The following is a 21270-nucleotide window of genomic DNA, read 5'->3' as shown; positions in this document are numbered from 1 at the left end:
ATGCGGGAGTTTCTCGTCGTGTATCTCAAGGGGTTCTCGATGGGGTCGGCGGACGTCGTCCCCGGGGTATCGGGAGCCACGATCGCGCTGATCCTCGGCATCTACGATCGGTTGATCCGAGCGATCACGGCGATCGACCCGCGCGCGTTCCGGTCGGCGGTGCGCGTCTCCGATCCGGCGGAGCGAGCGGCGCTCCGCGCGGAACTCGAGCGGATCGACGCACGGTTTCTGCTGGCACTGGGACTGGGAATCGGGACGGCGATCGTCGTCCTGTCGGAACTGCTGTACACCGCGGTGACCGAGTATCCGGTCCCGACCTACGGCTTTTTCTTCGGGCTGATCGCCGCATCGGCGGTCGTCCTCTACGGCGAAATCGAGCGCTGGACCGGTCGCCGCGTGGCCGTCTCGGTCGCGGGAATCGGGCTCGCCGCTGCGGTGACGGGCATCACGCAGGCCGGCGTCTCGCACGGACCGGCAATGGTCGTTCTGGCGGGTGCAGTCGCCGTCTGTGCGATGATACTCCCCGGCGTCTCGGGATCGCTCTTCCTGCTGATACTCGGCCAGTACGAGTACATGACTGGGACGGTGAGCGCGCTCATCGACGGACTACTCGGCCTGCTGGACGGCGACGGGCTCGCCCCGGTCCTCGAGACCGGAACGGTCGTCGCGCTCTTCGCGCTCGGGGCGATCGTCGGGCTGTTCACGATGGCACACGCCGTTCGACGCGCCCTCGAGCGCTATCGGACTGCGACGCTCGCATTTCTCGTGAGTTTGATGGTCGGGGCGCTTCGGCTCCCGATCGTCGAGGTCGCGACCAATCTTGGCGCGGCACCTGCGGAGCGTCCCGCGGCCACCGTCGTCGCGGGCATACTCGGTGCCGGCGTCGTGGTGGTCGTCGATCGGTATACGACGGATATCGAATACTGACCACTCGATCGATCGCGGCGAGAACGCGGTGCTGTTCGAGACTGTCGCGCTAGTCCCCACCATCGTTCGATTATAAAACATCCTATATGTAAATATTAGATAAATTTATTTCCGGTGGCGACAACCATCGGTGTGTAATGTCCGCATCAGACCGCATGAAGGACTACCTCGCACAGCACCCACGAATGATCGGCGCCCTGTTCACTCTGTTCGTCCTGCTCAGTCAGGCCGGATCGGTTGTGGCGGGCAGTTCGTCCCAAATCGGCCCGTAATCAGGTTGATAGTTCCGCAAGAAGGCGTCCGCGGAGCGAACGAGGCGGTACCGGTTCTGTTCCTATTCTATCGGATCGATCAATCGAAGATCGGTGAGCCGATGCCATCGTTCCACTGCAGTTCGCTGTCGACTCGAATCGGAACCTCGTTCCAAGTGAGATACTCTTGAACGGCATCCCTGTCGACCCTCGAGAACGACGTTCGCCCGGGGCTCAGGTGACGGTCCGCGATCGTCGGAAGCGTCGATTCCGTCGCCGTTCCCAGTTTGAACTCCTTGGTCGAATACGACTGGACGGCGAAGTCGAACGGGCCGTCGTCGCCGCGTTCGAGGTCCACGACCATGGGAGCACCGCCCTCGGACTGTGCGATATCCGCCGAGCCGTCGCCGACGATGAGATACTGCTCCCCGAGCGACGAGTTCGTGCGAGCGATCTCGAGTGCGGCCCGGAGCGGGAATCCCCAGTTGAGCAACCGGGCCATGGTCTCACCGGCCTCGACGGCCCGGTCGTTGACGACGTCTGCGTACGTACTGACGCCGCCGAACGCACCCTGGCGGGTGAGCGCGAGTCCCTGTTCGTACGAGCGGCAGGCGTTCAGGAAAAAGACACCCAGATCGACCGACGAGAGCGAGCGCACGTCGAGTTCGCCGTCGGGACAGCGGATGCCGTCCTCGGTCGCGTGACCGATGTAGTGGAAGAAGTCGTAGCTACCTTCGGTAAGCAGGTCGGCGAGGCGGTCCGTATCGACACCGAACTCCGAGTGGATTTCGAACGGCAGGGCCTCTCGGTTCCCGTAGACGTTATCGAGCGCGTCGTGTTCGCTGATCATCCGCGCGTCGTTACAGACGAGCAGGATCTCGATCGACTCGTTTCTGGCGTCGCGCTCGAGTTGATTTCGGTACGCCTCGAGCGTCGCTTTCGAGGCCAGCTGGGGGATGTCGTCGCCGAACCAGGCGTGTTCGACGGATTCGTCCGTGATGTCGGGAACGACGAACGACCGGTCGGGCCGCGGCGTCGGCGACGAGTCGCGGGTCTGACTCGCGGAACGGACGAGCCCCGCCGCGCCGCCGGAGTCGGGGATCGCTTCGGGCGGTTCGCCGCGCACGTCGCGGACGACGCCGAGTTCGTTGACGATGAACGGCAACAGCTCGATGGTGTCCGGATCCGCCGGCACGTGCGCCGTCAGCGGCCAGCGCGGCATGTGCGACGCGACTCGCTCGTAGGGAACGTCGAGATACCGATCGAGCCGTTCCGGCAGGTCGGCCTCGTAAATCTCCGCGAGATCGTAGGGTAGCTCGTCCTCGAGCAGTCGCCGTTCGTGGAGTTCGTACCGGTAGATTCCCTCGGTTCGCGTCAGACAGTCGAGAAAGAAGAACCGCTTCAGCAGTCTGGCGACCGCGTCTTCGAACGACCGCTCGGCCGTCAGGGGGTGTTCGAACCGCGGCGTCTCGAGGGTTGGCTCTCGGCCCGGTCGAATCGTCGCCCCGAGGAAGAATCCCAGCGGGGCGGCCTGATAGAGGGCGCTGCGGTCCGGCGGGACGGTGAGGATCACGTCGTCATCGTCGTCCGGTCGGTCGACGGCGTCCGGAATCCGGAGCCGGTCGCCGAGTTCGATCAGCGGCGGATGGCCGCGCAGCGTCGGCCACGTCCGCTCGGGCGAGGTCGTCTTCAGCGCGGACGGAAGCGCCGAAACGGCTTCCATCATCGATTCGACGTCGGGAGACGTCGTGATCGTCGCCGCCGGTCGATCGTGGGGCGACCGGGCACCGAGTTCGATTTCGGTCGGTTCGTCGAACGCGATCCGGATCGACGTGAGCCCGATATCGATGGTGCCGGCGGCGTCGATCCGACAGTACAGTCTGATCGGTCCGCTCAGCCCGACGAACTGGGTCCGCTCCTCAAGTCGGACCGTCTCCCCGGCGTCGAGGCTCGCTTCCGTTTGCCCGTCGCTGTCGTGGACGGTGACGGAGTACAACTGATCGAAGACGAGCGCGTCCGTCTCGATCGCACACTGCTTGTCGATCGGAAAGCAGAATCGGTCGGGTTCGAGTACGGTCGGCGAGACCGTCGATGGCGTCCCGATATGGAGACGGCGTTGTTCGATCGAGTCGTGTACCTCGAGGCCCGTCGTGTCCGCCGTCTCAGTGAACTCGATCGTCATACCCAGTAACACTACTGTTAGTGGGGGCCGACAAAATAGATTGTCCATCCACTGAGGAGTCGACGAGGAGACACACCGTTCGCGGATAGGGGCCGCTTACAGCGACTGCGACCCGATCGGGCTCAGCGACCGAAACGCGATCGTCGGGAACCGCGGCTCGACCGTACTCGGTCGTCGACCGCTACCGGCGTCGGCGGTCGAGAGGGGCAGCCGTTCGATGACCCCGCGATCGGCGAGTTCGTAGAGGAATCGCTTGACCGTTCCGTCGGTCAGCGACGACCGATCGGCGATCGCGGTCGCGACCTCGCGAATCGGTCGGTCGGTCGATTCGATCTCGACGAGCGCCAGCAGCACCTGCTGGCGGGTCTCCGAGAGCGCGAGCGGGCGACCGACGTGGACGCCGTCGTCGGGTACGTCCGCCCGCGCCGTCTCGAGGTGACGGGGTTCGATCCGCTCGGCGTCGTCCTCGCTCGCGAGCACGGCGGCGCCGAACAGGGCCGCGAGCGCGTCGTGGGCGTTCCCGTCCGCCCACGCGGCGAGGTCGCGAACGGCGTCGTGATCGAGCGCGCCCGCCGCGAGCCCCGTCGAGGCGCGGTCGGTCACCACGTCGACGAGTTCGTGATCGCGGTAGGCCGGCACGGTGACGGCTGGCCCCGAGTGGTCGTCGGGCTCCCGATGGCCGACCGCGACGGTGGCGGTGCTGTCCGCGACCGGCGCGAGCAGTTCCCGGACCCGCTCGACGCCGAGCGTCTCGGGTTCGTCGTGGTGGTCGATCGCGACGATCGCGCGCCGGTCGGGCCGCCCGAGGCCGTCACAGAGACGCTCGCGCAGGTCGTCGGTGCCGACGCCGCTCTCGGGAACCCGATCGCTCGAGATACCCGAGAGCACGGCCCGGTAGAACGCGAACGGACTCTCGACCCGCCGGCCGTCGACGGTGACGAACCACGTGGTCGGGTCGGTGCTGCCACCCCGCGTCGTCGTGGCGATCGCCCGGTTCGAGCCGCCGAACTGGTCGTTCAATGCATCGAACAGTGCGGTGACGACGGCCGACGTGCCCGATCCCGAGGGACCGACCACCGCGACCGGCGGCGGTAACTCGCCCTCGAAGACCGGCTCGAGGGCGTCGAGTAACTGCTCTAACACGGGGCCGCGACCGACCGGTTCTGGCCGGTGGACGGCGGGGCTAAGCTGGTCGCGGTCGACGACGACGCGCCGGCCCTGTCGCGCCGATCGGCGGCGAGCGATGCGCTCCTGTAAGTCCATTACTGCGCGTTCGCCCCCGTCGCCCCGACCAGCGCCGCCTCGAGCACCTCGAGGGTGTGTGTGATCTCGTAGCCGGTGCCGTGTTCCATCTGCATCGAGCAGGTCGGACACTCCGTGAGCCCCGTCTCGGCGTCCGCGTCTTCCATGTGATCGACCATTTCTTCCCCGATTTTCATGGAGGTTTCGTAATTCTCAGCTTTCCAGCCGTACGTGCCGGAAATCCCCGAACAGGAGTCGCCGACATCGTGGGCTTCGACGCCGTCGATGTGGGCCAACACTTCGAGCGTCTGCCCGTCGAGGCCCTGGTTCCGAGCGTGACACGGCGCGTGGTAGGCGAAGTCGTCGAACTCGTCGCCGACCGAGGTCCCCTCGAGTTCGGACGCGAGGTCCTCGTGGACCCGGAGGTACTCGACGGCGTCCCACGTGTTCTCGGCGACGTCCTCGGTCCCCTCGAAGTCGAACAGTTCGGGGTACTCCTGCCGCAGCGACATCGAACACGAACTACAGGAGGCGACGATGTCCGCGCCGTCCTCGAGCGCGGCGGCGAGTTCGCGCACGTTGGTCTCGGCCGAGCGACGCGCGTCCTCGAGCATTCCGTTTGCGAACATCGGGGTCCCCGAGCAGTGCTGGTCGGGAACCATGATCTCGTAGCCGAGGTGCTCGTAGACCCGCACGAGCGCCTTCGCGACTTCGGGCGTGTTGTAGTTGGCGTAGCAGCCGTGGAAGTAGGCGATGCGCTTGTCCGGGTCCGTCACCTGCGCGCCGCCTCGCTTCGTCCACCACTCGCGGAACGTCTCCGTCGCGAACTCGGGGAGTTCGCGCTCGCTCGTGATCCCGAGGAGTTTCTCGCCGAGCCACTGCGTCGCGGAGAGGCCCATCACGAAGTTCGTCATCCGGGGGAACATCGACCCGAGCGGGGCGAGCCGCCGGTAGTTCGCGAGGATTCGGTTGCGGACGTACTCCCGGGAGAACTTGTCCATCTGCTCTTCGACGTACTCGCCGCGCGCGGTGTTGTGCATCTGCGAGAGCGGCACGTCGGAGGGGCAGGCGCTGTCACAGCGCATACAGTTCGAGCACTTCATCACCGAGTCGTCGATGTCCTGATCCTCCTGTCGCTTGAGCCGCCACTGCTCGGGCCCCTGGAACTTCGGTCCGGGGAACTCGTCGTCGACCTCGGCGACCGGACAGTTGGTGTCGCAGGTCGAGCACTTGTAACAGTCGTCCGCGCCCGGCCGGAGGTCCATCTCCTCGGCCTCCGGAAAGACCTGAATCGGCTCGAAGTCGTCGTCTCCCGTTACCCCATCGTCGGTCGGCCGTTCTGCGTCACTCATCGTATCACCTGAATCGATTGTCTACCGTGTCCGCCGTCGATCGCATCGATCGAGCGGGTCCGTTCGCCCGCCCGTCGTCGTTCGAGTCCGTTACTGACGCTCCGCCTCGAGTCGTCCACGCCGTCTCCGCCGGTCATCGTTTCTCCTCCGCGGCGCGGCGGCCTGCGACGTAGCCCGTCGCGAGCGAGACGCCGGCACCGGATTTCTCGGCCGCGAAGTCGTAGCCGCCCAGCACCGCGCCCGCTCCGCGCAGGTTCGGGAACTCGAGGCCGTCGTCGGCGTCGAGCGGCCGGAGGTCGCGGTCGACCGGCAGGCCAAAGCGCGCGTAGGGCTGGTCGCCGAAGACGTCGTCGACGAACCAGTCGTAGCGGTCCGCGGCGTGGGGAACGTGGCAGTCGAAGATCGGTTCGAACACCCGTTTGCGCTCCGATTCGACCCCTTTGCCGACCAGCCCGCCGGTTGCAAGCACGTACTGGTCGGCCCGGTGGGGAATCTCGGTCCCGTTGCGGTCGACGATGACGTGATCGATCCGCGCGGGTTCGTCCGCGTTCGCCCCGTCCGCGTCGGTCTCGTAGTCGACCACCGGAACCCCGGTCGTCACGCGGACGCCCCGCTCCTCGAGCGCGTCGTAGAGCAGGTCCTCGAGTCGCATCCCGGGCAGGCTCGGCGGCCCCATCGGGACCTCGAAGACGTCGACGCCGAGTCGCTCCCCGAGTTCGGCCCTGACCGCGTCGGTGTGGTCGTCGCCGAGGACGGCGGGGAAGCCGACGCGGGATTCGCCCTCGAGGTATGGCTCGACGACCGCAGCGAGGGCTTCGCGAGCGGTGGTCTCACCGCGATCAGTTTGAACCGTTTCGGGCTGATCGAGCAGGTGGGCGTACCGCGTGATCTTCGCGTCGTCACGGACGATCCCGGGGAACCGCACCGTGACGCCGCGGGCCTCGAAGGGCGCGCCGGCGGCCTCGAGGTGAGCGGCCGAAAGCGGCGCGTCGAAGTCCGGCAAGGTCTCGAAGCCGACGAGCAGCGCGTCGCGGTCGTCGCTCGCGAGGCCGTCGGCGGTCGAGACCGGGTATCTGGCGGTCGGTTTGACCGTGCCGCCGTGGGTCGGCACGAGCGCGTTCGCGTCCGTGTGACCCCCCTCGTAGGCGTCGCCGGCGATCTCGTCGAAGAAGGCGAGGGCGTCGCGGACCGCCTCGCCGCCCACTCGCTCGTAGGGGTGGCCGGCCGGCAGGTCCTCGAGCGCCGCGAACGGGTCCGCGAGCGGGCCGTCGCCCGCCGGCGCGTATCCCAGCACGTCGATCAGTCCGCTGGCGTGGCGGAGCGTGCTCTGTTTGGCCGAGACGAGTCGCACCTGCGCGCCCCGGTCCGCGGCTGCGAGCGCGGCGGTCGCGCCGGCGAGGCCGCCGCCGATGACGAGGACGTCGTCCTCGATGGCCATTCAGCGGGCCCCCCGGGGGCCGTCGACCCGGTCCCCCTCGGTTCGGCCGCCGTCGAAGGCCGCGAAATCGACGTTCTCGCTCGCGCTCGCGGGGTCGCGATCCCGGTTCATCGTCGTCGCGTGCAGCGCGTAGTTGAGCATCGCCTGCGAGAGCTGTTCGCCCCACAGGGCGTGGCGCTCGCCCTTCCAGCGCTCCTGAAAGAGTTCGTCCAGCGCCTCGCGGGCGGTCTCTTCGTCGTGTGTCGGGTGGAGTTCGTTCGCCATGTTCTGACAGCAAAAGCCGCCCTGACAGTTCCCCATCGAGGCCCGCGTGCGGATGCGGACCGCGTTCAGGTCCGACCCGGACTGCGAGACGGCATCTCGGATCTCCGCCCGAGTCACCCCCTCACACTGGCAGATCACCGGATTCGGCTCCTCGGTCTCGAGCACGTCGCTCGCCCGACTGCCGAGTCGCTGCTTGCTCCGGCGGGCCACCGGCGAGCGCAGCCCGAAGTCGTCCATCCCGGCCTCGAGCCGTTCGATATTCTCGCTGCCGGGAAGGGGCTCGTCGGCGGTCGCGCAGGTCGCGTTCACGCCCAACTGCTCGCAGACGTGGTCCGAGATTTCCTCGGCCATCGCCCGGTAGGTGGTGAACTTGCCGCCGACGATGCTGGACATCCCCGAGACGCCGTCGCGGTCGGCGTGATCGAGCAGGAAGAAGTCCCGCGTGATGTCGGTCGGGTCCTGCGTGCCGGTTCCCGGCGGCTCGTACAGCGGGCGCACGCCCCAGAACGAGCGGATGGTTCGCGCTTCCGAGAGGATCGGCACCAGTTCCGAGAGCGTATCGATCATCTGGTCGACCTCCCATCCCGCCTCGGGGTAGTCGTCCGGGTCCGAGACCTCCTCGTCGGTCGTCCCGAGGATGGCCGTCGTCTCGTGGGGGACGACGATGTCGGCGTCACCTTTCGGCCGGCAGCGGTTGATCACGGTGTCGACCTGCCGGACGTTCATGATCGTCATCACGCCCTTCGAGGGCCGGACCTCGATCTCGAGGTCGGCCATCGCGCCGATCTGACCCGCCCACGCGCCCGTCGCGTTGACGACGTAGTCGGCGGTGATCTCCTCCGTGGTTCCGGGGGTGGCGTGCGTGCGCTTGCCCGGTCCCGAGTCGTGGCGCACCTCGACCCCGTAGATGTCGTCGCCGTCGCGCAGCAGGTCGATCACTTCGGCGTGGGTCTCGACGCGTGCTCCGTGGTTCTCGGCGTCGATCGCGTTCGCCACGCAGAGCCGGAACGGATCGACCGCGCCGTCGGGGACCTCGATCGCTCGTTTGACATCGTCCGCGAGGTAGGGTTCGACCTCGCGGGCTTCCGACCCCGAGAGCACGCGGGCGGGGATCCCGCACTCGCGACAGCCCTCGAGTTTCTCCCGAAAGTAGTCGTCCGAGTCCTCGGGTCGCTGGACGAACAACCCGCCGGTCTTCTCGACGCAGTGGCCGGCGATCTCCCGGAGGATCTCGTTTTCCTCGATACACTCCGTCGCGCTGGCCTGATCGGAGACGGCGTAGCGGCCGCCGCTGTGGAGCAGGCCGTGCATCCGCCCGGTCGTCCCGTCGGTGAGGTTGCCCCGCTCGACGAGCGTGACCTCGAGACCGCGCATCGCCAGATCACGGGCGATGCCACACCCGGTCGAGCCACCGCCGAGGACGAGGACCGCAGTATCGCGTGCCATTCTGTCACTGACTGCTACGGCCACCCGCACCTTTATTTTATCGACGGAGAGAAAGCGCCCATACCAATCGGTCGCTATCGAATATTTCGCTCAGGTTCTGTGTCTCGGGAGGATCGCTCACGTATCGGATTTCTCCGGAGACCTGCGAATAGCGCGCCTGAAACGCCCGATTATTCTATCGAAGTTATACCATCTCCCTTATGGATTCGATAACATTTATAATGATCGTCAAACTTGTTTACCAGTATCACAGCGTCGTCGGTAAAGATGGCGCGTGGACGTTTGGGTGACCACCAATGACAGCCAATACCTACGTCGGTGCGGTAGACCAGGGAACGACAGGCACCCGCTTCATCGTGTTCGATCACGAGGGGCAGGTCGTCGCGAACGCCTACGAGAAGCACGAACAGATCTACCCGGAACCCGGCTGGGTCGAGCACGACCCGATTGAGATCTGGGAGAACACCAAAGACGTCATCCGACAGGCGCTCGGGCAGGCGGGGATCAGCCCCGACCAACTCGAGGCCATCGGCGTGACCAACCAGCGCGAGACGACGCTCCTGTGGGACGCCGACTCCGGGCGGCCGGTCCACAACGCCATCGTCTGGCAGGACCGGCGGACCACCGACCGCGTCGAACAACTCGAGGAAGACGACCTCGTCGAGACGATCCGCGAGAAAACGGGTCTCGAGGCCGACGCCTACTTCTCGGCGACGAAAGCCGAGTGGCTGCTCGACAACGCCGATCCGATCAAACTCGAGCGCTCCCGGCCCGAGGACATCCGCGACCGCGCGGAGAAAGGCGAGGTGCTGTTCGGCACCATCGACTCGTGGCTGATCTACAACCTCACGGGCGAGCACATCACCGAGGTCACGAACGCCTCGCGGACGATGCTCTACAACATCCACGACCTCGAGTGGGACGACGACCTCCTCGCCGAGTTCGACGTCCCCAGAGAGATGCTCCCCGAGGTCCGTCCCTCGAGCGACGACGAGACCTACGGGACGACCGATCCCGAGGGCTTCCTCGAGGCCGAGGTGCCCGTCGCGGGCGCGCTGGGCGACCAGCAGGCCGCCCTGTTCGGCCAGACCTGTTTCGATGCCGGCGACGCGAAGAACACCTACGGCACCGGCTCGTTCTTCCTGATGAACACCGGCAGCGAGGCCGTCGAATCCGACCACGGCCTCCTGACGACCATCGGCTTCCAGCGCTCGGGCGAGGAGGTCCAGTACGCCCTCGAGGGCTCGATCTTCATCACCGGCGCGGCGATCGAGTGGCTCGAGGACATGTCGCTGATCGACAACCCCGCCCAGACGGCGGAACTGGCCCGCAGCGTCGACTCGACCGACGGCGTCTACGTCGTCCCCGCCTTCACCGGACTCGGTGCGCCCCACTGGGACCAGCGCGCTCGCGGCACCATCGTCGGGATGACCCGCGGCACCCGGAAGGAACACGTCGTCCGCGCGACCCTCGAGTCGATCGCCTACCAGACCCGGGACGTGGCGGAGGCGATGGAGGCCGATTCCGGCATCGAGATGCGCTCGCTGAAAGTCGACGGCGGCGCGGTCAAGAACAACTTCCTCTGTCAGCTCCAGTCGGACATCATCGGCTCGGAGATCGTCCGCCCCGTCGTCGACGAGACGACGGCGCTGGGGTCGGCCTACGCGGCCGGCCTCGCCGTCGGGTACTGGAGCGATCCCGACGAGTTGCGGAGCAACTGGCAGGTCGACGCGGAGTTCGAGCCGAAGATGGCCCCCGAGACGGCGGACAAGCGGTACGGCCGTTGGAGCGAGGCCGTCGAACGATCGCGCGACTGGGCGCGGGACGGTGAGGAGTAATCATGTTCGGGACGCTCCTACAGGTTCCCGTCATCGGGATGGAGTTCGAAGCGTTCGCCGTCCTGCTGATCGCCGCCCTCGCCGGCGGCGCGTTCGGCGCGGCGCTGGGCGCGCTGCCCTCGTTCGTCTTCACGGGGTTCGTCGTCTTCCTCGGTGAAGGACTGGGCGTCCTCGAGGGGGATCTCGCGACCGACATCACCGGCGTGATCGGCTTCGGCGCGGTCACCGGCCCCCACATCGCCTTCGCCGGCGGGGTCGCCGCGACGGCCTACGCCGGGCGAAAGTACCCGGAGATGGCTCCCGACGGCTTGACCTACCACTTCGGGAAGGAGATCGCGTACGCGTTCGGGACCAAACCCGACATCCTCGCGGTCGGCGCGGTTTTCGGCGCGCTGGGAATGCTCATTACCCAGGTGATGAACGGCGTCGGCTTCCCGACGGATAACATCGCGCTGTCAGTCGTCGCGACGGCCTTCCTCGCGCGGATCGCGTTCGGCTACCCGCTCGTCGGAAAGGTCGGTGGCTCGAGCGTGCTCGACATGTCGCCGTTCGAGCGCGGCGAGAAACGCGTGGCCGCCGACGGCGGCACCGAGACCGGGCGGCTGGCGACCGAGCCGTGGCTGCCACATCAGTACGAGTGGAGCGGCGTCACCGCCATCGGCATCGTCGGCGGCCTCCTCGGCGGCTTCATCTGGCTCGAGACGGGGAGCATCTTCATGGGCTATGCGATCTCGGCGATGAGTCTGCTCTTTCTCAACCTCGGCGTCGAGAAGATCCCGGTCACCCACCACATCACGCTGCTGGGATCGACGGGCGCGGTGATCGCGGCGTCGGCCGTCGGCAGCGACCCGGTCGTGTTGCTCGTCGCCGGCGCGTTCGGTGCGATCAGCGCCCTCATTGGCGAGGTGAGCCAACGGGTGTTCTACTCGCACTCCGGGACCCACGTCGACCCGCCCGCGATGGCCATCGCGGCGTTCATGTTGGTCCTCGGAGTCCTGTATCTGGCCGGGCTCTTGCCCAACGCGGGCTACCTCGGGCTCTGAACGAATTCGGATTTCAACTGCATCCCGTCTTTCCGAGTTCCGGTCGAAGGGGTTGGATTATGGAGCGATTGAAATGTGTCTGGTGAGATGGTTTTCCTGACCGGTACGTACTGGTCAAAGACTTACGGAAAATTCGAGGCGAAAGCCTCGCCCTTTAGGGCGGGGATGAAGCCGACCAACAGTATTCAACCGCCGACGATGGCACTGACGGGGTTCTAACAAATCTTTAAGCCGACCGGCTGTGATAGTATGCATAGATGGTAAAGAGTACCCGTCACGCGAAATACGAACTCTACTACCACATAGTGTTCGTGCCGAAATATCGCTGTTCGCACCTGACGGGGAAGACGAAGGAACGTCTCGAAGCCATCTTCGCGGAAATCTGTGAAGACAAAGACCTCGAACTGGCCGAGTCCGAGGTCATGCCCGACCACGTACACCTGTTCATCGGGAGTCCACCGAAGAACGCCCCGTCCCTTATCGTCAACTGGGTCAAGGGCATCTCGGCGCGGAAGTATAACCAACGCTATGACGATCGCGTGAAGTGGACTCGCTCGTACTACGTCGGTACGGCGGGTAGTGCCTCGATGGGCGCTGTCGAACGCTACATCGATGAACAGGAGAGTGACGACGAATGAAGCGCGTCAATACCTTTGAGGTGGTTCCACAGACCGAGAACGACAAAGAGTGCCTCCTACGGCTACTCGACGCCTCAGCCTCGCTGTGGAACGAACTGACCTACGAACGTCGTCAGAACCACTTCGGTGACGGCGACGTGTGGGACACCTCTGAGTACCGAGGACGCTACAACGGTGTCGTCGGTAGCGCGACCGTTCAACAGGTCACGCGCAAGAACAGCGAAGCGTGGCGGTCGTTCTTCGCCCTCAAGGAGAAAGGCGAATACGCCAACCCACCGTCGTACTGGGGCAACGAGGAGGACGGACGCGAACTCCGTACCTACATCCGAAACAACCAGTACACGATTCAGTGGGGGAAGCGTAGCCGTCTCGAAATCCCTGTCGGGCAAGAACTGAAAGACGAATACGGACTCGGCTACCACGAACGACTCCGCCTCGAAGTCCGAGGTAACCCGAAATGGGACGGCAAACAGGGTCGTCTGGAACTTGAGTACGACGTGGTTAGCGACACGTTCAGGGCTTTCCAACCAGTCACCGTACCTGATTCTCGACTGGATTCACCACTGGCTTCTCACGAAGCCGCCCTCGACGTTGGCGCGAACAATCTCGTCGCCTGTTCCACGACCGCTGGGAACCAGTACCTCTACGACAGTCGGGAGTTGTTCGGACGGTTCCGCGAGACGACAGACGAAATCGCCCGCCTCCAGTCGAAACTCCGCAAAGGACGCTACAGTTCCAAGCGGATTCAACGGCTGTACCGACAGCGGACGAAGCGTCGTGACCACGCACAGAACGCACTGGTGCGTGACCTCGTTGAACGGCTGTACGACGAGGGTGTGGCGACGGTGTACGTGGGCGACTTGACCGACGTACTGGAAACGCACTGGTCGGTCAGGGCGAACGAGAAGACGCACAACTTCTGGGCGTTCAAGAAGTTCATCCACCGTCTCGCTTGCGTCTGTGAGGAGTACGGCATCAGCCTCGAAGTCGAGTCGGAAGCGTGGACGAGTCAGACGTGTCCCGAGTGTGGCGACCACGACGCGACGGTTCGCCACGAGGATACCTTGACGTGTTCGTGTGGCTTCGAGGGGCACGCCGACCTCACGGCGTCAGAAACGTTCCTTCGAGAAAACAGCGATTACGAAGTCAGGCCGATGGCACGGCCCGTGCGATTCGAGTGGGACGACCACGACTGGTCGGGGAAACCACACCCTCATGAAAGTCCCAAAGAAGTGCGCACGAACCCGCAAGTTGCCTCCGTGGGTCGGTAGCTGAACCCCCAACGGAGGAATCCTCGCGCTTTAGCGCGGGGAGGATGTCAATGATCAGTACGAACGATGGACAGTTTGAAATCTGCGAACTCCCGTACCACGTCGAGAAATCCGTCTGGATTGATCGGCTTTTCAATGACTGCATCTTCGTCTGCATCATGGTCGAGATCGCGGGATTCGATGATGTTTTCGTCCATTCCGGAGAGAACGATGACGGGAACATCGTCCAGTTCGGGATGATGTTTGATCTCGTGCAGGACATCCTCTCCATCCACGCGCGGTAAGTTGAGGTCTAATAAGACAATGTCCGGACGCGGGGCGTCCGTGTATTCGTCTCGGCGATGAATGAAGTCCAGTGCTGCTTGGCCATCGGTAGTGGTATGCAGCTGGTTGTTTATCTGGCCGTCACGGAAGGCTTCTTCGAGAAGACGCACATCCCCTGGATTGTCTTCAATCAGTAATATTTGCGCCTCATTCGCGGGTGACGGGCGGCATTCCATACCCGACTCAATTAGTGAGAAGGGATAAGCCGCTCGGCTTGCAGGCGGTCTGTTCGCACACGGTTACCACGAGCTTCCGTCATCTGCTCAGAATCAGTCAGGAACGGCCTGCTGAATAGAGAGGATGAGTTCAGCAGCTCAATCTCGTCCCTTTCAGCACTCGTGGTGAGTCCCCGTGAGAGAAACCCGTTTCAACAGCAGTGAATTCACACAGGTTTCCGCTGTCACCCGGTGATGAATTCAGGAGCGAAAGCCATCGTAGCGAACAGAGATCCAAGCACAGCGAGCGCTGTGAGTCGCAGGACACCAGCCGCCCGTCGTCGATTGTTCGGCAGGGATTCAGCAACTCCGGACAGGGCGGCCCCGACACCGATAAATAGCGCCCCACTGCCCGGTAAAGAATTTGCAACAACTGCGTAGTATCCGTAGGCACTGAACAAAACGAATGCGCCACAGAGTTGGACCACTCCAAAGGAACGACCAGAGGGTTCACTGAACACGATCTCGTTGATAATGGAGGGCATCTGATGTGTGATTCTTCCGCGAAGGATAAATATTGACTGTATGCGATCCCCCTCTGCAAGGACTGTTCCATCTGCGCCGAGCAAGCGGTACCGATGATTCTGTCCGAGTTTCACACTGGGTTCAGCACGTCATTCTCGACATAATTCCTGTCTGCTACTGAGCAATACGCACGTGTAGTGAACTCTCGAACACGCCCGAACCGACCCCTTTAGGTCGTCAAGCCCTCGAGTGACGGCTATGACCACCGATCCGCCGCTCGTGCTCGACATCGACGGCACGCTGACCCGTCCCGAAGGCTGGGGCATCGACCCCCGCGTCTTTGATCCGCTCCGCGAGTGGGACGCGCCCGTCGTGATCGCCACCGGGAAGGCCTTCCCCTACCCCGTCGCCCTCTGTCACTTCGTCGGCATCCCCGAACTCGTCGTCGCCGAGAACGGCGGCGTCGTCTACACCGGTGACGACGTCTTCTTCACCGCCGACCGCGAGGCCGCCCGCGCCGTCGCCGACGCCTACCGGGCCGCCGGCTACGACCTCGGCTGGGGCCGAGAGGACACCGTCAACCGCTGGCGGGAAACCGAAATCGCGGTCAACTTAGAGCAACCCCTCGAGCCGCTGCGCGAAATCGCCGCCGACTACGGCCTCGAGGTGATCGACACCGGCTACGCCTACCACGTCAAGGACACCGATCCGACCAAGGGCGAGGGACTCGAGACGATCGCCGATCACGTCGGGATCGACCTCGCGGACTGCGTCGCCGTCGGCGACTCGATCAACGACGTGTCGACGTTCGAGGCCGTGGGACGGAGTTTCGCCGTCGCGAACGCCGACGAACGGGCGACCGCGGCCGCCGACGAGGTGCTCGAGGAGGTCCACGCGGACGGCACGCTCGCGGTGCTCGAGCGGGTTCGCGGGACGTAGCTGGCGCAGGAATTGCAGGCGCTCGGGTGCGAAACCGTGACTCGCAGTCGTTATTCGCCGCTCTCGAGAACGTCCTCGAGCCACTGCTCCGGGACGATTCGGAGCTGGTCGTCCGCCTGCAGGGTATCGGTCGTGAGGACGGCGAGTTCGGTTCCGGAGGCGACGGCCAGCCCGCCGCCGGCGACCGCGTCCCAGTGGTTCAACACGGGATCGGGAACCGTCAGCAGGCGGTCGCCGTCGACCTCGGAACTGGCGACGTATCTGATCTCGTCGCCGTCCTGAATCGGATCGAACTGCCCCGAGACGATGACGGCGTCGTCGGCGTCGCGGATCCCCCAGAAGACCTCGGATCGCAGCGACAGGATGGTCCGATCGAACGCCGCCTGCGGGATCGGGATCTCGCTGCTGTGTTCGTCGAACGACGCCGCGCCGAGCCGTTCGTAGGACTCGTGGGCTGGCTCGGACGCGGCGGACTCGGACGCGGCAGCGGACTCGCTCGAGGCGTCGGCGAGTCGCTCCTCGTCGATTCCGGACTCGGCGACATCGGTCTGGTCGACGTTCGCTGCGTCGACCCCACCGTCGCGATCGGGGCTCGAGTCCGCGCCCTCGATGTCGATCCCTGTGCCGGTGTCGACGACCTCGCTGGCCGCGTCGCCGCCGTAGTGCTCGCCCTCGGTGTCTCCCGTCTCGAGGTCTCCGATGTCGGGCGTCGTATCGACGACATCGGTCGCGTCGATATCGGCTCGGTCGCCGGCGACCCGCCGCTGGTCGAGCGCGATCGCGACGAGGAGCCCGCCCGCCCCCAGCCGGAGGTAGCCGTTATCGCGGTCGCCACGTTGCAGCGCGCGGACGCCGCCGAGGAGGCTCGCGAACCCGGCGACGCCCGCCGGAACGCCCGAGCGGACGCCGCGCCGAACGGCCCCCAGCGCCCCGGAGACGGTTCCGTCGCCGAGTTTCGGGACGCGTCGCTCGGCCGCGGGACTGTCGTCGGTCTCGGCGGAGGTATCTCGTTGACTCATGATGCGTGGTGATTGATTCCGCGTCAGCGCGGCTCAGCTCTCGGCGCTCGAGCCGTCCCCGCCCGTGCTGTCGCCGAACTCGTCGGTCTCCTCCTCGGCAGACGACTGGACATCGTCCATGTCGAAGGTCGAACCGACCTCCTCTTCGTTGATCGCGCGGTCGAGCGTCTCCGTACTCGTCACCGCGCCGAGCCCCTTCTCCTCGACCGCGGACTGGATTTCGCCGGCGTCGATGGCCGAGTCGACGTTGCCGTCGTTCGTCGACGATTTCAGGGCTCGGCGGACGATCAGGTATCCCGCCAGCGCGGCGCCGCCGGAGGCGACGGCTCCCGGAACCCCGTAGCGTTTGTAGCCGAACGTGACCGCTTTCTTGCCGATGGTGTACGCGCCAATCATGCCCGGAACTCGGGCCGGAACGGGGAAGAGGGCGAGGCTTTCGTACGGAAGCGGGGCCGAGCCATGGTGAGCGGAACGACGGCGAACGGCCTCGAGAGGCGATCTCGCCCCGTCGACCCGCACGAGACCGGTTCACTGCAACGGGTCTCAGAACGCTTTTCCCCTCGTTGTGGTAAGATGCAGTATGGTTTCGCTGCAGGCGGTCGCCGTCGCGGTCGTCGGGTTCGCGATCGTCCTCGGCTCCGCCGTCGCCGTCTACCGCGACGCGAGTCAGATGGCGGTCTCGAGGCCGGCGCTGTGGGCGGGATTCGTGTTCGCCACCTGCGGGACCGGGCTGGCGATGTATCTCGGTCCGCCGGACGTGCCGGTCCCCGGCCTGCTCGTGATCGTCATCGCGGGTCCGGCGCTGTACCTGTTCGAGCGAGACGACGCGAAATACGGCGACGAACCCGCCGACCCGCGCGCGCTGCCGGACGAGTCGGCCGGCGACTCCTCGAGCGAGCGCCGCGACGGCGAGTAGTCGACCGAGTGGTGAGACGGGCGGCGGGCCGGAGACGCGCAGGCGGTCGCCACACCACACGTCTTTTGACCGGGCCGGTCCAACGACGGGCAAATGAGCGATTCCGCAAATCCCGGGGCCGACGGCGCGAGCGCCGACGCAGGCGACGACGCCGAGAGCGACGGCGGCGGACCGGCACAGGTCTCGAGCCCGGATTACCACAGCGAGAACCACACGGCCGCCCAGACCTGCGGCTGGACGGCAAACGCCATGCGCGGCGAGGGCAAGTGTTACAAGAACATCTTCTACGGTATCGAGTCCCACCGCTGCATCCAGATGACGCCGGTCGTCCGGTGTAACGAGCGCTGTGTCTTCTGCTGGCGCGATCACCAAGGCCACTCCTACGAGATGGACGATGTCGCGTGGGACGACCCCGAAGCGGTGGTCGACGCCTCGATCAAACTGCAGAAGAAGCTGCTCTCGGGATTCGGCGGCAACGAGGAAGTTCCTCGAGACGTGTTCGAGCAGGCGATGGAACCCCGTCACGTCGCCATCTCGCTGGACGGCGAGCCGACGCTGTACCCCTACCTGCCCGAACTCATCGAGGCCTTTCACGACCGCGATATCACTACCTTCCTCGTCTCGAACGGCACCCGCCCCGAGGTCCTTCGCGAGTGCGATCCCACGCAACTGTACGTCAGCGTCGACGCCCCCGAACGCCACACCTTCGATCAGGTCGTCGGCGCCATGGAGGACGACGCGTGGGCGAACCTCCTCGAGACGATGGACGTCCTCGCCGAAAAGGACGAGACCCGAACCGTGCTCCGGACGACGCTCGTCAAGGGCGAGAACATGCACAATCCGGACTGGTACGCCGGCTTCTACCAGCAGGCCGATCCCGACTACATCGAGTTGAAGGCGTACATGCACGTCGGCCACTCGCAGGGTCGCCTCGACCGGTCCGCGATGCCCGACCACGAGGAGGTCGTCGAGTTCGCCGAACGCGTCGGGGAGTACATGCCCGAGTTCGACGAGGTCAAGGGAGTGCCCGCCTCCCGCGTCGCGCTCCTCTCGAAGACGAAAGACACGTGGGTGCCGAAACTCCAGAAGGGCAGCGAGTTCTGGGAACGGGACCCCGTTACCGGCGACTGACCGCGCCGGGTTCAGCCGGCACGACGCTGGGTTTCCGAACTGGACCGACGGGCGACCGAACCCAATACGGCGAGAACACTTACGTCCCGAACCGAAGAGCGTGTGCCAGTGACGCTTCGATCGTTCATCGACGATGTCGGTTCGACCGACCGGACGATCGCCGTCGTCGGCGACGACGCGACGAGTCCTCTCGAGGGGCTACTCGCAGGGACGTTCGAGAACCAGCCCGTCGCCGTCGAATCGAGCGCGACGCTCCCGGTCGAGTCCGATATCGACCCCGAGATTTCCGACGCGCTCGAGCGGGCCGGCGATACGGCGGTCTTGCTCGCGGACGGGACGCCGGTCGCCGCCTCGCCGATGACGGCCCTGTACGATTCGATCCTCGCGATCAATTCCGACCTGTTCGTGACCGGGAGCCGCGGGCTCGGCGACCTCGAGTTGCCCGACGTGCTCGCGGGGCTCGCGGACACGCGGCTGCGACTGCGCGGCTATCCGCTCGCCCACAAGGAGAAACTCCTGTTGATCATCGTCTCCCGATACGTCGAACAGCGCGCCTGGGCGACCGGCAGCGGAACGCTCCGGGCCGGATTCCAGTACCTCGAGCGCATCGACGACGAAGTCGGGACGCGAGACGTCTACGCCGAACTCGCGGCGACCGACGTCGACGTCCACGTCTACGGAACCGAGAGCGATGCGGCGACGGCGGTCGACCTCGACGTGACGAGGCACACCGGAACGGGGTCCGAGTATCGGGACGGCTGGTTCGTCGTCTACGATCCGGACGCGCAGGCGGCGGACGCCCCCGATCCGCCGAACGGGCCCGCCGCGCTCGTCTGTCTCGAGACCGAGTCCCGGACCTGGGACGGATTCTGGACGGTCGATCCGAATCGGGTCGCTTCGATCGCCGAGTACGTCGCGCGGAACCTCTAGAACTCGAGTCGCGAGCTGCTGACGACGCCCCTGATCGTGACGCGGAGCTTTCTGCTGATGGCCGCCAGCGTGAGGCCGTAGACCGCCGCGCCCAGCGCGACGATCGCGAGGAGGTGGTACCAGTGGTCGACGGTAGCGGCGCGCTCGACGGGGACGATCACGGCGAACATCACGAGTCCGGCCGCGACTTGCTCCCCGAGCGTCCGCGGGAACAGGACGACCGATGAGAGTTCGCGTTTGATAACGATCGCAGAGAGGCCGTAACGGAGCGTTTCCGCGACGGCCGTCGCGATGACGACGCCGATCGCGCCGTAGGCGAGTGTCAGTGCCACGCCGAGGACGACGTTGATCGCGAGCGTCGCGGCCGAAATTCGGGTGTTGATGTCCGGCCGATCGATCCCGTAGAGCACGCTCGTGAGGACGCCGGCCTGCGTCTTCGCGATCTGATAGACCGCGAGTCCGACGAGGAGCGCCGCGGCCGCGGCGTACTCGTCCCCGAACAGCGTCACGACGAGCAGTTCCGGCATCGCGACGGCACCGAAGAACATCGGGATCGCGATGATGCTCGTAAAGGAGAGGGTGTTCGAGATGTCGGGCCCGAGCGATTCGCCCTCGCTGTGTCGGTGGCTCACCCGGGCCATCAGCCCGCTCGAGGCGGCCATCGTCACGAACGTCGCGGGCACCGTGAGCTTGAGCGCGACCTCGTAGTGACCGGCCGCGGCGGGTGCGAGCAGGTAGCCGAGCAGAATGATGTCGAACCGATCGTAGGCCTGTCCGAGAAACGAGTTCGGAATGCTGTACCGCGCGTACGACCAGAGGTTCGCGACGGTCTTCCGCGTCGGCGCGACCGGTCGCGTCCGGATGAAATACCAGAGGACCGGGACCGTCAGGAACGTCGCGGCGGCGAGTCCGTACGCCATTCCCGCAGCGCCCAACCCGAGCAGGATCAGGCCCAACTGGAGGGGGAAGGTAAGCAGCGAGCGGAGCGTATCGGTCCACATCGAGGCCCCGACGCGGCCGCGCGCTTGGACGATCAGATCCAGCGGCTCGAAGAGCGTGACCGCGAACAGCAAGAGGACGAACAGGATCGGTGCCTCGGGGAGTCCCGTATAGGAGACGAGCCAACTCGAGGTGACGACGGCGACTGCAACGGCCAGCGCCATCCACACCAGTGTGAACAGCCCCTGACTGCCGATCAGCTCTCCAGAGGGTGCGTCGGCCTCCGAATATCGCTTCTTCACCGCCGTTCCCCACCCGTTGACCGCCCGATCAGCGATCTTCACGAGCGAAAAGAGGAGGTAGTAGCCGCCGAACCCGGTCGGGCCGAGCACCCGCGCGAAGACGATCGTGCCGAGAAAGCCGATCGCGGCCATCGTGAACTTCGCGGCCGTCGCCTTGATCGTCTCGCCCCCGAGGCTGACGGACGTTGCGTCACTCAT

At 65.5% G+C, this 21270-nt stretch carries 20 protein-coding genes; 10 read left to right on the top strand and 10 right to left on the bottom strand.

Features of this window, described 5'->3' with window-relative positions:
• The gene (locus tag ACT4ML_RS01100) at positions 1 to 927 is read left to right on the top strand and encodes a DUF368 domain-containing protein (protein ID WP_444719208.1); all 927 of its coding nucleotides are present in this window, start codon (positions 1 to 3) and stop codon (positions 925 to 927) included.
• Between the two features lie 137 nt (positions 928 to 1064).
• Positions 1065 to 1199 (top strand): DUF7503 family protein, encoded by a 135-nt coding sequence (locus ACT4ML_RS01095; RefSeq protein ID WP_006431115.1) that lies wholly within the window; start codon positions 1065 to 1067, stop codon positions 1197 to 1199.
• 79 nt (positions 1200 to 1278) lie between these two features.
• Here ACT4ML_RS01095 and ACT4ML_RS01090 read toward each other — a convergent pair whose 3' ends face one another.
• The 5 genes from ACT4ML_RS01090 to glpA form a co-directional block, all read right to left on the bottom strand.
• A complete protein-coding gene (locus tag ACT4ML_RS01090; RefSeq protein WP_444719207.1) occupies positions 1279 to 3360 on the bottom strand; it encodes a hypothetical protein in 2082 nt (693 codons plus the stop codon).
• Positions 3361 to 3456: 96 nt separating this feature from the next.
• Complete coding sequence (locus ACT4ML_RS01085) at positions 3457 to 4623, bottom strand: Cdc6/Cdc18 family protein (RefSeq protein WP_444719206.1); 1167 nt, start codon at positions 4621 to 4623, stop codon at positions 3457 to 3459.
• A complete protein-coding gene (locus ACT4ML_RS01080; protein ID WP_444719205.1) occupies positions 4623 to 5954 on the bottom strand; it encodes an anaerobic glycerol-3-phosphate dehydrogenase subunit C in 1332 nt (443 codons plus the stop codon). Before ACT4ML_RS01080 ends, ACT4ML_RS01085 begins: the two co-directional genes overlap by 1 nt.
• Before the next feature lie 133 nt (positions 5955 to 6087).
• Entirely contained in the window at positions 6088 to 7392 is a 1305-nt protein-coding gene (gene glpB, locus ACT4ML_RS01075) for a glycerol-3-phosphate dehydrogenase subunit GlpB (RefSeq protein WP_444719204.1), read from the bottom strand.
• Positions 7393 to 9102: an anaerobic glycerol-3-phosphate dehydrogenase subunit GlpA gene (gene glpA, locus ACT4ML_RS01070; protein WP_444719203.1), complete on the bottom strand. Its 1710-nt coding sequence runs from the start codon at positions 9100 to 9102 to the stop codon at positions 7393 to 7395.
• Between the two features lie 296 nt (positions 9103 to 9398).
• Here glpA and glpK point away from each other — a divergent pair, with 296 nt between their 5' ends.
• From glpK to ACT4ML_RS01050, 4 genes are all read left to right on the top strand, one after another.
• On the top strand, positions 9399 to 10940 hold the full coding sequence (gene glpK, locus ACT4ML_RS01065) for a glycerol kinase GlpK (RefSeq protein WP_444719202.1): 1542 nt from the start codon (positions 9399 to 9401) through the stop codon (positions 10938 to 10940).
• 2 nt (positions 10941 to 10942) lie between these two features.
• Positions 10943 to 11983 (top strand): hypothetical protein, encoded by a 1041-nt coding sequence (locus ACT4ML_RS01060; protein WP_444719201.1) that lies wholly within the window; start codon positions 10943 to 10945, stop codon positions 11981 to 11983.
• A gap of 257 nt (positions 11984 to 12240) precedes the next feature.
• Positions 12241 to 12621, top strand: a complete 381-nt coding sequence (gene tnpA, locus ACT4ML_RS01055; protein ID WP_444719200.1) for an IS200/IS605 family transposase — start codon at positions 12241 to 12243, stop codon at positions 12619 to 12621.
• Positions 12618 to 13892, top strand: coding sequence for an RNA-guided endonuclease InsQ/TnpB family protein (locus ACT4ML_RS01050; protein ID WP_444719199.1), 1275 nt, complete (start codon positions 12618 to 12620; stop codon positions 13890 to 13892). Before tnpA ends, ACT4ML_RS01050 begins: the two co-directional genes overlap by 4 nt.
• 47 nt (positions 13893 to 13939) lie before the next feature.
• Here ACT4ML_RS01050 and ACT4ML_RS01045 read toward each other — a convergent pair whose 3' ends face one another.
• Both ACT4ML_RS01045 and ACT4ML_RS01040 read right to left on the bottom strand, forming a co-directional pair.
• On the bottom strand, positions 13940 to 14392 hold the full coding sequence (locus ACT4ML_RS01045) for a response regulator (protein WP_444719198.1): 453 nt from the start codon (positions 14390 to 14392) through the stop codon (positions 13940 to 13942).
• Between the two features lie 224 nt (positions 14393 to 14616).
• Positions 14617 to 14916 carry a hypothetical protein gene (locus ACT4ML_RS01040; protein WP_444719873.1) on the bottom strand — a complete coding sequence of 100 codons (300 nt, stop codon included), beginning with the start codon at positions 14914 to 14916 and terminating at the stop codon, positions 14617 to 14619.
• A gap of 238 nt (positions 14917 to 15154) precedes the next feature.
• On the opposite strand from ACT4ML_RS01040, the gene ACT4ML_RS01035 reads away from it, so the two are divergent.
• Positions 15155 to 15835 carry an HAD-IIB family hydrolase gene (locus tag ACT4ML_RS01035; protein WP_444719197.1) on the top strand — a complete coding sequence of 227 codons (681 nt, stop codon included), beginning with the start codon at positions 15155 to 15157 and terminating at the stop codon, positions 15833 to 15835.
• A 50-nt stretch (positions 15836 to 15885) separates the two neighbouring features.
• Here ACT4ML_RS01035 and ACT4ML_RS01030 read toward each other — a convergent pair whose 3' ends face one another.
• Both ACT4ML_RS01030 and ACT4ML_RS01025 read right to left on the bottom strand, forming a co-directional pair.
• Positions 15886 to 16854, bottom strand: coding sequence for a hypothetical protein (locus tag ACT4ML_RS01030; protein ID WP_444719196.1), 969 nt, complete (start codon positions 16852 to 16854; stop codon positions 15886 to 15888).
• A 33-nt stretch (positions 16855 to 16887) separates the two neighbouring features.
• Positions 16888 to 17250 (bottom strand): hypothetical protein, encoded by a 363-nt coding sequence (locus ACT4ML_RS01025; protein WP_444719195.1) that lies wholly within the window; start codon positions 17248 to 17250, stop codon positions 16888 to 16890.
• A 184-nt stretch (positions 17251 to 17434) separates the two neighbouring features.
• Here ACT4ML_RS01025 and ACT4ML_RS01020 point away from each other — a divergent pair, with 184 nt between their 5' ends.
• The 3 genes from ACT4ML_RS01020 (at position 17435) to ACT4ML_RS01010 (ending at position 19831) form a co-directional block, all read left to right on the top strand.
• Complete coding sequence (locus tag ACT4ML_RS01020; RefSeq protein WP_444719194.1) at positions 17435 to 17770, top strand: hypothetical protein; 336 nt, start codon at positions 17435 to 17437, stop codon at positions 17768 to 17770.
• A 93-nt stretch (positions 17771 to 17863) separates the two neighbouring features.
• Positions 17864 to 18901: a 4-demethylwyosine synthase TYW1 gene (gene twy1 / locus ACT4ML_RS01015; RefSeq protein WP_444719193.1), complete on the top strand. Its 1038-nt coding sequence runs from the start codon at positions 17864 to 17866 to the stop codon at positions 18899 to 18901.
• Between the two features lie 108 nt (positions 18902 to 19009).
• On the top strand, positions 19010 to 19831 hold the full coding sequence (locus ACT4ML_RS01010; RefSeq protein ID WP_444719192.1) for a histidine kinase: 822 nt from the start codon (positions 19010 to 19012) through the stop codon (positions 19829 to 19831).
• Here ACT4ML_RS01010 and ACT4ML_RS01005 read toward each other — a convergent pair.
• Positions 19828 to 21270, bottom strand: coding sequence for an oligosaccharide flippase family protein (locus ACT4ML_RS01005; RefSeq protein ID WP_444719191.1), 1443 nt, complete (start codon positions 21268 to 21270; stop codon positions 19828 to 19830). The genes ACT4ML_RS01010 and ACT4ML_RS01005 overlap by 4 nt on opposite strands.

The sequence above is a fragment of the Natrinema sp. LN54 genome, from assembly GCF_052439245.1.
GTDB classification, from domain to species: Archaea; Halobacteriota; Halobacteria; order Halobacteriales; family Natrialbaceae; genus Natrinema; species Natrinema versiforme_A.
This window is presented reverse-complemented; position numbering and strand designations above follow the sequence as displayed.

Bases quoted from the DNA above. Each gene is read 5' to 3' on its own strand.
- tnpA (WP_444719200.1), top strand. From the start codon at position 12,241: ATGGTAAAGAGTACCCGTCACGCGAAATACGAACTCTACTACCACATA.
- ACT4ML_RS01080 (WP_444719205.1), bottom strand. From the start codon at position 5,954: ATGAGTGACGCAGAACGGCCGACCGACGATGGGGTAACGGGAGACGAC.
- glpK (WP_444719202.1), top strand. From the start codon at position 9,399: ATGACAGCCAATACCTACGTCGGTGCGGTAGACCAGGGAACGACAGGC.
- ACT4ML_RS01050 (WP_444719199.1), top strand. From the start codon at position 12,618: ATGAAGCGCGTCAATACCTTTGAGGTGGTTCCACAGACCGAGAACGAC.
- ACT4ML_RS01035 (WP_444719197.1), top strand. From the start codon at position 15,155: ATGACCACCGATCCGCCGCTCGTGCTCGACATCGACGGCACGCTGACC.
- twy1 (WP_444719193.1), top strand. From the start codon at position 17,864: ATGAGCGATTCCGCAAATCCCGGGGCCGACGGCGCGAGCGCCGACGCA.
- ACT4ML_RS01025 (WP_444719195.1), bottom strand. From the start codon at position 17,250: ATGATTGGCGCGTACACCATCGGCAAGAAAGCGGTCACGTTCGGCTAC.
- ACT4ML_RS01020 (WP_444719194.1), top strand. From the start codon at position 17,435: ATGGTTTCGCTGCAGGCGGTCGCCGTCGCGGTCGTCGGGTTCGCGATC.
- ACT4ML_RS01095 (WP_006431115.1), top strand. From the start codon at position 1,065: ATGTCCGCATCAGACCGCATGAAGGACTACCTCGCACAGCACCCACGA.
- ACT4ML_RS01030 (WP_444719196.1), bottom strand. From the start codon at position 16,854: ATGAGTCAACGAGATACCTCCGCCGAGACCGACGACAGTCCCGCGGCC.
- ACT4ML_RS01040 (WP_444719873.1), bottom strand. From the start codon at position 14,916: ATGCCCTCCATTATCAACGAGATCGTGTTCAGTGAACCCTCTGGTCGT.
- ACT4ML_RS01060 (WP_444719201.1), top strand. From the start codon at position 10,943: ATGTTCGGGACGCTCCTACAGGTTCCCGTCATCGGGATGGAGTTCGAA.
- ACT4ML_RS01100 (WP_444719208.1), top strand. From the start codon at position 1: ATGCGGGAGTTTCTCGTCGTGTATCTCAAGGGGTTCTCGATGGGGTCG.
- glpB (WP_444719204.1), bottom strand. From the start codon at position 7,392: ATGGCCATCGAGGACGACGTCCTCGTCATCGGCGGCGGCCTCGCCGGC.
- glpA (WP_444719203.1), bottom strand. From the start codon at position 9,102: ATGGCACGCGATACTGCGGTCCTCGTCCTCGGCGGTGGCTCGACCGGG.
- ACT4ML_RS01090 (WP_444719207.1), bottom strand. From the start codon at position 3,360: ATGACGATCGAGTTCACTGAGACGGCGGACACGACGGGCCTCGAGGTA.
- ACT4ML_RS01005 (WP_444719191.1), bottom strand. From the start codon at position 21,270: ATGAGTGACGCAACGTCCGTCAGCCTCGGGGGCGAGACGATCAAGGCG.
- ACT4ML_RS01045 (WP_444719198.1), bottom strand. From the start codon at position 14,392: ATGGAATGCCGCCCGTCACCCGCGAATGAGGCGCAAATATTACTGATT.
- ACT4ML_RS01085 (WP_444719206.1), bottom strand. From the start codon at position 4,623: ATGGACTTACAGGAGCGCATCGCTCGCCGCCGATCGGCGCGACAGGGC.